The organism is Nonomuraea marmarensis (assembly GCF_043197025.1).
Taxonomy (GTDB): domain Bacteria; phylum Actinomycetota; class Actinomycetes; order Streptosporangiales; family Streptosporangiaceae; genus Nonomuraea; species Nonomuraea marmarensis.
Genome location: NZ_JBICRM010000059.1, coordinates 1 through 12090, shown reverse-complemented (window position 1 = coordinate 12090; position 12090 = coordinate 1). Strand labels below are relative to the sequence as shown.

Here is a 12090-nt window from a genome sequence, read left to right as displayed (position 1 = left end):
TTGGTCTATTGTCTACAGAAGACAAGTCGGCTAGACAAGAGCTCTGCCGGAACTTCTTCGGCACTATGGCGGCAGACACTGCTCGCCTACGACAAGAGAGACCGCGATGCGCATCGAGGCACCCCCCAGCATGGTCCAGCTCGCCACCGAGGCGCTGATGCGCATGCTGCTGAGCGGCAGGCTGCAGCCGGGCGACCGGGTCGTGGAAAACCAGCTCACCCAGGAGCTGGGCGTCAGCAGGCCGCCGTTGCGCGAGGCCATGCGCGTGCTGGAGCAACAAGGGCTGATCACCCAGCAGCCGCGGCGGGGCGCGTTCGTCACGCGGCTCACGCTGCACGACATCTACGAGATCGTCACGCTCCGGCGCGAGCTGGAGCGGATGGCCGTGGACCTGGGCGTGCCGGTACGCGAGCCGAGCCGCCTCAAGCGTTGCCACGCCGCGCTGGAGCGGCACGAGGCCTGCGCGCGGGCCGGCGACTGGCTCGGGGTGCTGGAGCGGGCCGTCGAGTTCCACAGCTCGGTCATCGGGTTGTCCGGGCACCGGCGGCTGGAGGAGGCCTACCGGTCGATCCAGCTCCAGATGTTGCTCTGCATGGGCATGAACCGGCAGGCCAGGGCCTCGGACGAGTCGCTGGTCGACGACTGGAGCCGGCATCGGCGGCTGCTGGAGGTGATCGAGGCGGGCTCGCCCGAGGCCGTGCACCGGGAGCTGGCCACGCATGGGGACATGACGTTCCTCGACGGGATCGAGGAGCGGGTCGGCGGCCACTCCCCCGAGTCGCTGGCCTGGCTGGAGCGGGTCAGGAAAGGAGACACATGATCGAGGCTCTCCAGGAGGCGGTGGGCTGGGCCGGGCCCCGGCGTGAGGACGTCGTCGAGCGGCGTCACCTCGCCTTCTACCTGCACGCCATCGGGGCTGCCGGCTCAGACGTGCCGCCCACCTTCACGGCGTGCTTCCTCGACGAGCCGCCGTCGTTGCCCGCGGCTTCGTCGTACGGGTCGGGGTGGCTGAACGGCGGTGACCGGTTCGAGTACCACGCGCCGTTGCGGGTGGGGGACGTGATCGTGTCGCGGCCGCGGTTCACCGGGGTCGTGGAGAAGAACGGGTCGGCGGGGCCGATGGCGTTGCTGACGTTCGAGACGGAGTTCCGCCGGCCGGATGGCGAGCTGGTGGTCAGGCACATCGGCACCCGGATCCGGAAATAACATGATTCCTCCGCTTACTGAGACCACCACCCTGCGGCGGCTCGTCGAGTACGCCGGCGCCTCCGGCGACTTCTACGAGATGCACTACGACCTCGACTTCGCCCGCTCCCTCGGCCATCCCGAGCTGGCGGTGCACGGGCTGCTCAAGGCCGCCTACCTGGGCAGGCTCGTCACCGGCTGGCTGGGCGGGCGGGGGCGGCTGGTCGTGCTGGAGGTCAGCTACCGTGGCATGGACTTCCGCGACCGCGCCCATACGTGCCGCGGCCGGGTGGTGTCCACCGATGGGAACCGGGCAGAGCTGGAGTTGTGGGGCGAGGACGACACGGGCCGCCGCACCACGCTGGGCCGCGCTGAAGTGATCTACGACGAGGAGACCCCCAGATGACCAGCCTTGCCGACCTGCACGCCCTGATGGCCCGCCTCGGGCATCCGGTGGTCCAGGCCGCCTCCCCCGCCGGGTCGCGGTTCGCGGACGGGGCGCCGTACCGGTTCGAGATCCCCAGCGTGGAGGGGCCTCAGGTGCTGGCGGCGGTGGTCGCGGAGGCCGACCGGCTCGGCGTGCCGGTCGCCAGGACCTCGCAGGGCAGCGGCGTGATGATGCTGACGGACGCGGAGATCTCCGACATGGCGCGGATCGGGGCCGAGCGGGGGATCGAGGTCAACCTGTTCCTCGGGCCGCGGGCCGCCTGGGACACCGGCGGCCAGGCCAAGCTGACGCAGGCCGTGGGGGCGGCCGCGCGGGGCAACGCGATGGTGGCGGCGTGCGTGGCCGACGCGCTGCGGGCCTGCGCGCTGGGCATCCGCAGCCTGCTGGTGGGCGACCTCGGGACGCTGGAGGTGCTGCGGGTGCTGAAGCAGGACGGTACGCTGCCCGCCAACCTGGTGCTGAAGACGTCCGTGCTCATGCCGCTCACGAACGGGCCCACCGCCGTGATCTTCGAACGTCTGGGGGCGAGCACGTTGAACGTCGGTACCGACCTGACCGTGCCGCACCTGGCCGAGATCCGGGCCGCCACTCAGTTGCCGATCGACCTCTATCTGGAGGTGCCCGATGACCAGGGCGGGTTCGTACGGTTCTACGAGGCGGTGGAGATCGTACGCGCCGCCGCGCCCGTCTATCTGAAGATGGGCCTGCGGAACGCCCCCAACATCTACCCGTCCGGGGGGCATCTCGGGGTGGTGCCGAAGGAGCTGGGCCGGGAGCGGGTCCGGCGGGCGGCGCTGGTGCAGCGGCTGATCGAGCAGCTCGACCCCGAGCTGGCCAAGCCCGCGCCCGGGGGCGCCTCGGACCTGGGTGTGCCCGAGGTCTAAGCGTGCCGGCGGTGGATCGCCTCCTCGCCGGCGGAGCCGCTCTTCGGCTTTCGCGATCTTCGAGGCGGTCTACGTCCTCTTCGGCGACCAGCCGGGACCGCCGGGGGCCGAGCCGTGCAACACGACGTCCGGCGCCCTGCCCAAGCCGAGGAACATGCGTACGTCGTCGAAGCGCTGCCTGCCGACCTCGATCGAGTTCGGCAGGCGGCCCCACTCGCGGAAGCCGAGCGATTCGTACAACTCGATCGCGCCATGGTTGTTGCCCCGGACACCGAGCGTCAGCGTCTCGATCCCGGCGTCGCGGGCGTCGTCGATGAGCGCGGACACGACGAGCCTGCCCAGCCCGAGCCCTCTGACGTCGGGGTGGGCCATGATCTTGCCGAGCTCGGCCGAGTGCGCGAAGACCGGGCCGGGAGCGCGCCGCCACAGTCCCATGCCCTGGACGGTGCCGTCGACCTGGGCCAGGGCGAGGCGGGCGTCGCCATCGCGCACCGACTTCAGGGTCTCCTCCAGCCAGGGGTCGGTTTCGTCGCGGCCCGGCGGGTCGAGGTAGCCGACGGCCCCGCCCAGCGCCACGACAGCGTGCAGGACTCGGCGTACGGCCGCCAGGAGTGCTTCGTCGGGGGTGTCCGGCCAGGTCAGCTCAATTCTCACGATTGGCCATCATGACGCATACGATCGACATGTCGTGACACCTGGTCGGGTCTATCAAGCAAGCATATGCTTGGTCGCATGCCTGACTACCGCAACCTGATCGGCGGCGAGCTGGTCCCCGCCGCCCGGATGATGGACTCCGTCAACCCGGCCACGGGCGAGGTGTGGGCCCGGGTGCCGGCGAGCGGTCCCGAGGAGGCCGAGGCGGCCGTGGCGGCGGCCCGCGAGGCGTTCCCCGCCTGGTCGGCGCTGCCCGCGCTGGCCAGGGCGCACTTCCTGCGCAAGGTGTCGGAGCTGTTCGGCCGGCATGCCGAGGAGCTGGCCAGGCTGGAGACGCGCGACAACGGCCGGATCCTGCGGGACACGCTGAAGAAGGATCTGCCGGGCATGGCGTACCTGTGGCAACTCGCCGCCGGGCAGTGCCTGGACGCGGTCAAGGGCGACACCGTCATCCTCGGTCCCGACACGCTCGGGCTGACGCGGCGGGAGCCGTACGGGGTGGTGGTCTGCATCATTCCGTGGAACTCGCCGATCTCGACCTTCTCCGCCAAGGCCGCGTACGCGCTGGCGGCGGGGAACACGGTGATCGTCAAACCGGCGGAGCAGGCGAGCGCGTCGGTGTTGCGGCTGGGTGAGCTGCTCGCGCAGGTGTTCCCGCCCGGGGTGCTGAACATCGTCAGCGGGCTGGGCGAGGAGGTGGGCGACGCACTCGTACGGCACCGCGACGTCGCCAAGATCAGCCTCACCGGCTCGACGGCCACCGGCCAGGCCATCACCCGGGCGTCGGCGGACTCGCTGAAGCCGATGACGTTCGAGCTGGGCGGCAAATCCCCAAATATCGTCTTTCCCGACGCGGACCTCGACGCCGCCGCCCAGGGCGTCACCGTGAACTCCATCTACACGGGCAACGCCGGACAAGTGTGCGTCGCGGGCTCGCGCATCCTCATCCACCACTCGATCTGGGACGAGATGATCGGCCGCATCCGCGACATCCGCGCGGGTCTGATCCTGGACGACCCCCTGGACCTGCGGACGACGATGGGCCCGATCGTCTCGTCGGACCAGTACGAGCGCGTGACGTCGTACCTCGAACTGGCCGAGAAGGAGGGCGCCAAGCTGCTCTTCGGCGGCCAGACGGGTGCCGAAGTGGTGCCCGGTCTCCCCGGCGGCTATTGGGTCGCCCCCACCCTCTACACGACCACGGACAACTCGCTGCGGGTCTGCCAGGAGGAGATCTTCGGCCCCGTGGCGGTGGCGATGCCGTTCTCTTCCGATGAGGAGGCTCTGGCGATCTCGAACGACTCCCGTTACGGATTGGCCGCCGGCGTCTGGACGCGCGACCTGGGCCGGGCACACCGCTTCGTCCGCGATCTGCGCAGCGGCACGGTCTGGGTGAACACGTTCCGCCAGATGCCGCCGGGCCTGCCGTTCGGGGGTGTCAAGGACAGCGGGTACGGCCACGATTCGGTCCTCGAGTACACCCGCGAAAAGGCGGCCATCATCCAAACTTAGTTGGATAGATTTACGCCTCATGAGCGAGGGGATCAAGGACCACCCTGGACTGTCCGAGGCAGCCGCGCAGTCCCGTGCGTCGGTGCTGCGCAGCCGCGCCGAGTCGTACATCGCGCTGTCGAGACACGACGCCGCGATCGCGGACCTGACGGAGTCGATCGCGCTGGCGCCCGGCAACGCCCGCGCCTGGCGGCTGCGCGGCGAGAGCCACCGCGTCATAGAACGGTACGAAGCCGCACTGGAGGACTTCGACGAGGCCCTGAAATTAGAGCCGGACAGCGCGTACGCCCTGGGCTCACGAGGCCAGACCTACGCCGCGATGGGCCGGTTGGAGGAGGCCATGGCCGATTTCGACCACGCGCTGACCCTCTCCCCCGATTCCCTGTGGATCCTGGAGGCGAAGGCGGACGCCCTCGTGGACCTGGACCGTTTGGACGAGGCCGTGGCGGAGCACGGCAAAATCATCGCCCTGAACGAGGACCTGGCCTATTCCTGGGTGGCCCGCGGCGACCTCTACCAGCGCATGCACCTGTACGAGGAGGCGATAGCCGACTATTCGAAAGCCTTGGAGGCGGACCCGGAGTATGTCCGGGCACTGAGCAGAAGAGGCGAGGCCCTGCGCATGACGGACCACTACGAGGAAGCGCTGGCGGACCTGAACCGGGCACTGGACCTGGACCCGGAAAACGACCGCGCCTTCGGCAGCCGGGGAGCGGTGCTGAGCGAGCTGGGCGACAATGAGGCAGCGTTGAGCGATTTGAACCGAGCGATCGAGCTGGACCCCGAATACGTGTGGGCATATCGCGTGCGCGGCGAAATCCAGCAGGAGCTGGAACACCACGAGGAAGCGGTCTCCGACTTCACCCAGGCCCTCCACCTGGAGTTCGGCGACTGAACCCGCGCTGAAGCGATCGCTCCAGCCGGCGGGACAGGGACGTGAGCGGCAGGCAGATGACGAAGTACACGACCAGAACCGCCGCCAGGATCGGGATCGCGTGGGTGGCCCCGCTGGAGAGGGTGAGCCGTTCGATCGACCGTTGCGACGCCTGGAGCAGGTCCAGGACGCCGATGACGGTTGCCAGCGAGGTCTGCTGCGTGAGGTTGACGACCAGTCCGACGAGCGGCGGCAGCGCCCGGCGTACCGCCTGGGGGAAGATCACGTAGCGCATGCGCTGCCCCCAGGGAAAGCCCAGCGCCGCGGCCGCGTCGGTCTGCCCGTGGGGTACGGACTGCACCGCGCCCCGCACGACCTCCGCGACGTTGGCGCTGCCCCACAGGCACAACCCGATCGCGGCCGCGACGAACGTGTCGAACCTCAGGCCGATGACCGGCAGCACGAAGAAGATGAAGAAGAGCGTGACGATGATCGGCAGGCCCCGCCAGATCTCGACGTAACAGCGCACCGCCAGGCGCACGGCCCTGCTGGGCAGGACGCGCAGCGCGCCCAGCACGGTGCCCAGCACCACGCTCACAGCGATGCTCACGGCCGCGAGCGCGAGCGTCGTCGCCAGGCCCGCGGCCAGGTAGCGGGCCACCGGGGCCACCCAGATCGGCATCATTGCCCCCCGGGGATCGCGAAGCGGCGCTCGACCAGCCCGGCTCCCAGGGAGAAGATCCAGACCAGCCCCAGGTAGACGATGCCGATGGCGATGAACACCTCGAACGCGCGGAACGTGACGGAGACGATGTCGACGGCGGTGCCGGTCAACTCCGGATAGCCGATGGCGATCATGAAGGACGAGTTCTTGAAGACGGAGATGAGGGTGTTGGTCACCGAGGGCAACGCCATCCGCGTACCGAGTGGCAGGACGACCCGGCGGAAGGCGGCGAGCTCGGAGAAACCGAGGGCCCGGCACGCCTCCACGTACACCGGGTCCACCGCCTCGAAACCGGCCCGGAAGTTCTCCGCGTTGTAGGCGCCGCCCCACAGCAGGAGCGAGAGCCAGCCGACGGTGAAGGCGCTGAGCTCGACCCCGGCCTCGGGCAGGGCGAAGTAGAGAAAGAAGACCTGGACCAGCAACGGCGTGTTCCTGAACAGCTCCACGTACGCCCGGATCAGCTGCCGGACGACCGGGATCCGCAACGCGCTCAGCGCGCCGAGGAGCCCGCCGGCGGCGAGCGCCCCGGCGGTGCCGATGGCACTGATCGCGAGCGTACGGCCGAGGCCCTGCCCGAGCGGGCCGAGGTTGGAGAGGATGACATCAGGCAGGTAATCGGCGGCGATCATCGTGCGCACAGTCGCCACCGCATCAGCACTGGAAGATCTCTCCGGTCGGGTATTCGAGGCTGTTGCCGGGCCGTGCCACGAACTTCTGGAACTGCTGCTGGACTCCCTTGTCGGTGACCGTCCGCTGGAACGCCTGCCAGAAGAAGTCCTCCGCCCGCATCTTCTCGATGGCGGCGTTCACCCAGGTCAGCATGGGCTTGTCGCCCTTGCGGACGCCCATCCCCCAGGGGCTGCCGGCCTTCTCGTCCCCCACGACCTTCGTGTCGGCGTTCTTCGAGGCCAGTTCGGCGAGGAGCGTGTCGTCCTGGGCGAACGCCACTCCGCGGTTGCTGCGCATGGCCGAGAACGCCTCGCTCGTCTGCGCGAAGGCCACCTGCTTGGCGCTCTTCACGCACTGGGTCAGCCAGATGCTCGCCGTGGACCCGGTGGTGGTGGTCACCGCCTTGCCCTCCAGGTCGGCGAACGAGGTGATCGGCGAGTCCTTGGGCACCAGGAGCTTCACGCCGCTGTTGAAGTACGGGGTGGAGAAATCGACGGTCTTGGCCCGCTCCGGCGTGTAGTTCATCGTCGCGATGATGAGGTCGATGCGCTTGGTCGTCAGCTGGGGGACCCGGTTGGCCCCGGTCACGCACGTGAGCTTCGCGGAGCCGGTCGTGCCGAAGGCGTACTCGGCCAGCCGGCGCGCGATCTCGATCTCGAACCCGGCCTCCTCGCCGCCTTCGTCGATGTAGCCGAAGGGCGGGTAGTCGCATTTCACGCCGACCGCGAGCTGGCCCTTGGCCTGCACGTCGGCCGGGAGCGGGGCGCCGACGTCGACCGGCCGGCCCGAACCGGCGCCGTCGGCTTCTTCCGTGGCGGCACCGCAGCCGGCGGCGGCCATCACGAGGATGGCCAGCAGCCCGGCGGCTTTCGCTTTCACAAAGTACTCCTTTCGCCCACGCAGGGTCATCTCAGAACCTTGCCGAGGAACTGGCGGGTGCGTGGGTGTTGCGGGTCGTCCAGCACGTCGGCCGGGCGGCCCTGTTCGGCGATGACTCCGCCGTCGATGAAGACCAGGCGGTCGCCCAGTTCGCGGGCGAAGCCCATTTCGTGAGTGACGCAGAGCATGGTCATGCCCGACCGCGCGAGGTCGCGCATGACGTCGAGCACCTCGCTCACCAGCTCGGGGTCGAGCGCGGAGGTGACCTCGTCGAAGAGCATGACGTGGGGGCTCATCATCAGCGCCCGCGCGATCGCGACGCGCTGCTGCTGGCCACCGGACAGCCGCCGCGGGTGAGCGTCCACCTTGTCGGCCAGCCCGACCCGCGACAGCAGGTCGCCGGCGAGCCGCTCGGCCTCCCGCCGGTCGAGCCCGAGCAGCTTGCGCGGCGCGAGGGTGAGATTCTCCAGCACCGTCAGATGCGGGAACAGGTTGAACTGCTGGAACACCATGCCGATGCGGCGCCGTATCCGGTTGAGGTCCACCCGCGGCCGGGTGAGGTCCTCTCCTTCCAGGAAGACCTGTCCCGCGGTGATGGGGTCCAGCAGGTTGACACATCTCAGCAGCGTGCTCTTGCCCCCGCCGGACGGGCCGATGATGACGACGACCTCACCGCGGTTCACGGCGAGGTCGATTCCCTTGAGAACCTCCAGCTCGCCGAAGGACTTCCGGACGCCGCGCAGCTCGATCACGGTGTCCTGGTCCGTCGCCGGTGATGCGATCATGGGTCGTCTCCCTTCAAGGGATCCGCCCGGCAGCGGAGCACCGGGCGGATCCGCGTACGGGCGATCAGCCGCCGAGCCGGGCGAACTGATCGGCGTCGAGTTTCTGCGATGGCCCGTAGTACAGGGAGTTGAACACCATCTTCTGCTCCGCGCGGTTCCAGGTGCGGTACCCGGCCTCGCTGCCGAACGTCACCACGTATCCCTTCCCGACCTTGAACGCGACGCTGTTGGCCGCGCCGTTGAGATATTTGCCGCCGATGAGCCAGCCGCTCTGCAACTGCTCTCCGCTGTCCGGGTACTTCCCGACGACCTTGGCGTCATATTTGGCCGGGTCGGTGACCCGGTACGCCTGGTTTCCCTCGAACCAGACCGGGTTGTCGGCGGTCATCCCCCAGGCCACCGGATTGTCGGCGTCGATTTGCTGGCTGAGCAGGGAGCCCGGCGAGTAGAAGGTCGACGATTCGGTCGGCAGGACCGGCTCGAGGGGCAGCTCGAGCAGGCTCTGCGCCGTGGTCGTCGAGCTGCCGTAGGCGACGAGGGTGCCGCCGTTGTTGACGAAGTCGCGCAGCTTGGTCCAGCCGGCCTCGCCCACGCCGTAGGCCCAGTTCCACTCGGCGGGATAGGAGGCCGCGTTCAGTCCATTGACGATTTTGCTCTTGGAGACGCCGTCGGGCAGCACGATGGCGTCGTACTTGTCGCTCAGGTCGCCCTCGTAGTCCTGTGTCTTGATGACCTGGTAGTTCACGTGGTACTGGTCGAACATCCACATCAGCCAGCCCGACGGGATGTTGTTCGGCGGCTTGTACAGCCCGATCCGGGTGCCCGCCTTGAGCTGGACGCCGTCGACGCCGGGGACCTTGGAGATCGCCGACACGGGGATCCCGGTGCTCGCCGACCTGGCCTGCAGGATCTGACGCGCCTGGTCGGTGGGCGGGATGACGAACGTTCCGGCCGGGAATTCACGACCGCCGTCGGTGAACTTCTGGGCCGCGCGGAACGTCGGAACACCCTGCTTCTGCAGGTCGGACACGAACTGGAAGACCCCGTACGACTCCGGGCCGAGGGCATAGGCGCCGCCCGCGGCGGGGGGCGCCGGCATCGTCACCGGCACGGGCTTGATCTGCTGGAGCAGCGTGGTGTCGGCCTGGAACGGATCCTTGACCAGGTCCGCGCTGAAGCCCAGCAACATCGGCAGCGTCTGCGCGGTCACGTCGTACGGCTCCTGTGGCGGTCCGCCCGGATACTCGGCCAGCTGCGGGTACTTCTGCACCTCCAGCAGGGTCTTGGCGAAGCCGCCGTACGGCTGCGCCAGGTAGATCACGTAGGAGCCGGCGGGATAGTTCTTGCCGCCCGCCGTGAACGCCGTCCGCGCCTGGCGGATCTCGACCGCCCCGGTGTGCAGGATGTCGAGGGTGTCGCGCACGGCCTGCGGGTCACGCTGGTTCGCCGGGATGACGTACGCGTACGGGCTGGTCTTCGTGACCGCCCGCTGGCCGACCTGGTAGAAGTTGTACAGCCAGTTGTAGGGGTCGTTGGCCAGGGTCTCGATGCCGGTGTAGAAGGTGTTCGAGGTGTAGTCGAGGATCTGGCGCAGCGTCCAGGTCGTCTTGTCGTACGGCTCGATGAAGTTCGTGTCGGGTTGCTGGTCACCGATCGGGGTCGGCCTGGTGTACGGGTAGGCCAGGTTCGAGACGCTGGCCGCCTCGGTCAGCATGCGAACCGCACCGTGGTAGACCTGATACTGCCGCGAGGGAGTCCAATAGTCGTACGTCGTGCCCCACTGGCCGCCCTTGAGCCCGGCGGCCGTCATTCCGCGCTGCATGGCCATGCCCATGGCGTTGGTCTGCTGGACCGTGATCGGGTCGATGTTCGGGTCGGACGGCGACAGGTACGGCGGCGTGAACATCCGCGGCGCCCCCGTGCCCGCCTGGTGCGCGTCCTGGAACACCTGCGGGTGGTACTTGTTCTGGATCGAGACCATCAAGCGGCTCTCGACCTGGGTGAACATGAACCAGTCACGGTTGTCGTCGTGACCGGTGTACTTCTGGTAGAGGTCGGGATAGGTCCGGTTGAAATTCGTCCCGGCCGTGGCGTTGAAATAGTCGTTGACCAGGTGGAGCCCGTCCGGGTTCTGGGACGGCACCATTAATATGACAGCGTTGTCGAGGATGTGCTTGATCGTCGGCGAGCTGTCGGTCGCGAGCCGGTGCGCGATCTCGATCATCGCCTGCGAGTTGCCGACCTCGGTCGCGTGGATGCCGGCCTGGACGTAGTAGAAGGGCTTGCCCTGCGCGGCCAGCCGCTGCGCCTCGGCCTGGGAAAGTCCCCGCGGATCCGCGAGGCGGGCGTTGATCGCCGTCAGGCGGTTGAGGTTGTCGAGGTTCTGCTTGGAGCTGATGGTGAGCATCACGTAGGGGTAGCCCAACGTGGTGTCGCCGGCCTTCTCGTAGTTGACGCGGTCACTGCCCTTGGCGACGAGCTGGAAGTAGCTCAGCATCTTGTCCCACGTCGCAAGATGGCCATCGGAACCGATATGAAAGCCGAAGTAGTCGTCTGGGCGGGGAATGCCGGCCGCCGCGGATGCCCTCGCGCTCGAGACGGCGCCCGCGGTCGTGACCAGAGTGATCACCGCCACGATGGAGGTCGCGAGCTTTCGGAGTGATGCGCGCATCTCGCTCCTTCTGTGTTGCTTGTCCAGCCGGCCACAGAGCTTCCCGATCCGGCGAGGTCGCCGCGCCACGGGCCGGTTCACGCTTGATCGCGCGCCCACCGCGAGGATGTGCGCTCCGTCGGACAGGGACTGGGATCGGCGGCGCACCCGGGGCGGCCCACGGGCCCTCCTCACACCGCCACGCGCGCCGGGCGCGTCGTCAATGATCACGCGTCAAATCTCCGTACCATATGACATAAAGTCAATAGGTTTAGTCGGAATTTTCGGCGTTGTGCGCGGTACGTAACGTGACGACTGCGACGGGTGCGCCGAAGTCCTCGAGCGCGCCGCGCAGCTGATAGTCGAGGACACCTGGCGCGCGGACCTGCCGAGCGGTCTCGCGGCGCTCCGCGTGAAGCTGCTCGGCTCGACGCCGTCGGTCCAGGCGCGGCTGGTACAGCGATTGTTGCTCAACGCCACCGCCATCGTCAGCATCGAACAGGGCGATGGCCGGGGCCGCCAGCCCATGCCGTGGAAAGCCGCACAAACGCACGACGGTTTACCGCGGCGACAAAGCGCCGCCACACGAGCTCCGGCGGGAGAATTCCACTTCTCGGCGCCGCCGATTGCCGACCTGTTCGCCGCCGTCCATGCGGGCTACGGCACGCATTTCCGCCTGCCAGCGGTAAAGCCGAGCAGACTGAACCTTTCCCTGTAACCGCTTGTGGCGGTTCGTGATCGCCTTACACGGTGCGTCCGTGCTCCAGTTGAAGCAGGACGAGGGCCGCGGCGGCGATCTGGGTGATCCGGCTCGGGTCGAGGCTGA

Annotated in this window: 13 protein-coding genes; 7 read left to right on the top strand and 6 right to left on the bottom strand. The window is 68.4% G+C overall.

The features are described from left to right. Nucleotides 1-106: 106 nt before the first annotated feature. From ACFLIM_RS47660 to ACFLIM_RS47645, 4 genes are read left to right on the top strand one after another with little or no spacing between them, the layout of a single operon-like run. Entirely contained in the window at nt 107-820 is a 714-nt protein-coding gene (locus ACFLIM_RS47660) for a GntR family transcriptional regulator (RefSeq protein ID WP_393177083.1), read from the top strand. Then, complete coding sequence (locus tag ACFLIM_RS47655) at nt 817-1206, top strand: FAS1-like dehydratase domain-containing protein (RefSeq protein WP_393177081.1); 390 nt, start codon at nt 817-819, stop codon at nt 1204-1206. Before ACFLIM_RS47660 ends, ACFLIM_RS47655 begins: the two co-directional genes overlap by 4 nt. Nucleotide 1207: 1 nt before the next feature. Next, complete coding sequence (locus ACFLIM_RS47650) at nt 1208-1591, top strand: MaoC/PaaZ C-terminal domain-containing protein (RefSeq protein ID WP_393177079.1); 384 nt, start codon at nt 1208-1210, stop codon at nt 1589-1591. Then, entirely contained in the window at nt 1588-2517 is a 930-nt protein-coding gene (locus ACFLIM_RS47645) for a hypothetical protein (RefSeq protein ID WP_393177077.1), read from the top strand. Before ACFLIM_RS47650 ends, ACFLIM_RS47645 begins: the two co-directional genes overlap by 4 nt. Before the next feature lie 69 nt (nt 2518-2586). Here ACFLIM_RS47645 and ACFLIM_RS47640 read toward each other — a convergent pair whose 3' ends face one another. Continuing rightward, nucleotides 2587-3171 (bottom strand): GNAT family N-acetyltransferase, encoded by a 585-nt coding sequence (locus tag ACFLIM_RS47640; protein ID WP_393177075.1) that lies wholly within the window; start codon nt 3169-3171, stop codon nt 2587-2589. Nucleotides 3172-3249: 78 nt separating this feature from the next. Between ACFLIM_RS47640 and ACFLIM_RS47635 the strand changes: the two genes are divergently transcribed. After that, nucleotides 3250-4683: an aldehyde dehydrogenase family protein gene (locus ACFLIM_RS47635; protein WP_393177073.1), complete on the top strand. Its 1434-nt coding sequence runs from the start codon at nt 3250-3252 to the stop codon at nt 4681-4683. Between the two features lie 19 nt (nt 4684-4702). Beyond that, a complete protein-coding gene (locus tag ACFLIM_RS47630; protein ID WP_393177071.1) occupies nt 4703-5578 on the top strand; it encodes a tetratricopeptide repeat protein in 876 nt (291 codons plus the stop codon). Here ACFLIM_RS47630 and ACFLIM_RS47625 read toward each other — a convergent pair. From ACFLIM_RS47625 to ACFLIM_RS47605, 5 genes are all read right to left on the bottom strand, one after another. After that, nucleotides 5544-6242 carry an amino acid ABC transporter permease gene (locus ACFLIM_RS47625; RefSeq protein WP_393177069.1) on the bottom strand — a complete coding sequence of 233 codons (699 nt, stop codon included), beginning with the start codon at nt 6240-6242 and terminating at the stop codon, nt 5544-5546. The genes ACFLIM_RS47630 and ACFLIM_RS47625 overlap by 35 nt on opposite strands. Then, on the bottom strand, nt 6239-6910 hold the full coding sequence (locus ACFLIM_RS47620) for an amino acid ABC transporter permease (RefSeq protein ID WP_393177067.1): 672 nt from the start codon (nt 6908-6910) through the stop codon (nt 6239-6241). Before ACFLIM_RS47620 ends, ACFLIM_RS47625 begins: the two co-directional genes overlap by 4 nt. Before the next feature lie 22 nt (nt 6911-6932). Next, nucleotides 6933-7829, bottom strand: a complete 897-nt coding sequence (locus ACFLIM_RS47615; protein WP_393177065.1) for a transporter substrate-binding domain-containing protein — start codon at nt 7827-7829, stop codon at nt 6933-6935. Nucleotides 7830-7855: 26 nt separating this feature from the next. Next, nucleotides 7856-8614 (bottom strand): amino acid ABC transporter ATP-binding protein, encoded by a 759-nt coding sequence (locus ACFLIM_RS47610; protein ID WP_393177063.1) that lies wholly within the window; start codon nt 8612-8614, stop codon nt 7856-7858. A gap of 64 nt (nt 8615-8678) precedes the next feature. Beyond that, nucleotides 8679-11285 carry a M14 family metallopeptidase gene (locus ACFLIM_RS47605; RefSeq protein WP_393177061.1) on the bottom strand — a complete coding sequence of 869 codons (2607 nt, stop codon included), beginning with the start codon at nt 11283-11285 and terminating at the stop codon, nt 8679-8681. 391 nt (nt 11286-11676) lie between these two features. Here ACFLIM_RS47605 and ACFLIM_RS47600 point away from each other — a divergent pair, with 391 nt between their 5' ends. Continuing rightward, entirely contained in the window at nt 11677-11982 is a 306-nt protein-coding gene (locus ACFLIM_RS47600; protein ID WP_393177059.1) for a hypothetical protein, read from the top strand. Nucleotides 11983-12090 lie beyond the last annotated feature (108 nt).

Coding starts and splice junctions, on each gene's coding strand:
- ACFLIM_RS47645 (WP_393177077.1), top strand. CDS start 1,588: ATGACCAGCCTTGCCGACCTGCACGCCCTGATGGCCCGCCTCGGGCAT.
- ACFLIM_RS47635 (WP_393177073.1), top strand. CDS start 3,250: ATGCCTGACTACCGCAACCTGATCGGCGGCGAGCTGGTCCCCGCCGCC.
- ACFLIM_RS47630 (WP_393177071.1), top strand. CDS start 4,703: ATGAGCGAGGGGATCAAGGACCACCCTGGACTGTCCGAGGCAGCCGCG.
- ACFLIM_RS47660 (WP_393177083.1), top strand. CDS start 107: ATGCGCATCGAGGCACCCCCCAGCATGGTCCAGCTCGCCACCGAGGCG.
- ACFLIM_RS47610 (WP_393177063.1), bottom strand. CDS start 8,614: ATGATCGCATCACCGGCGACGGACCAGGACACCGTGATCGAGCTGCGC.
- ACFLIM_RS47620 (WP_393177067.1), bottom strand. CDS start 6,910: ATGATCGCCGCCGATTACCTGCCTGATGTCATCCTCTCCAACCTCGGC.
- ACFLIM_RS47650 (WP_393177079.1), top strand. CDS start 1,208: ATGATTCCTCCGCTTACTGAGACCACCACCCTGCGGCGGCTCGTCGAG.
- ACFLIM_RS47625 (WP_393177069.1), bottom strand. CDS start 6,242: ATGATGCCGATCTGGGTGGCCCCGGTGGCCCGCTACCTGGCCGCGGGC.
- ACFLIM_RS47655 (WP_393177081.1), top strand. CDS start 817: ATGATCGAGGCTCTCCAGGAGGCGGTGGGCTGGGCCGGGCCCCGGCGT.
- ACFLIM_RS47605 (WP_393177061.1), bottom strand. CDS start 11,285: ATGCGCGCATCACTCCGAAAGCTCGCGACCTCCATCGTGGCGGTGATC.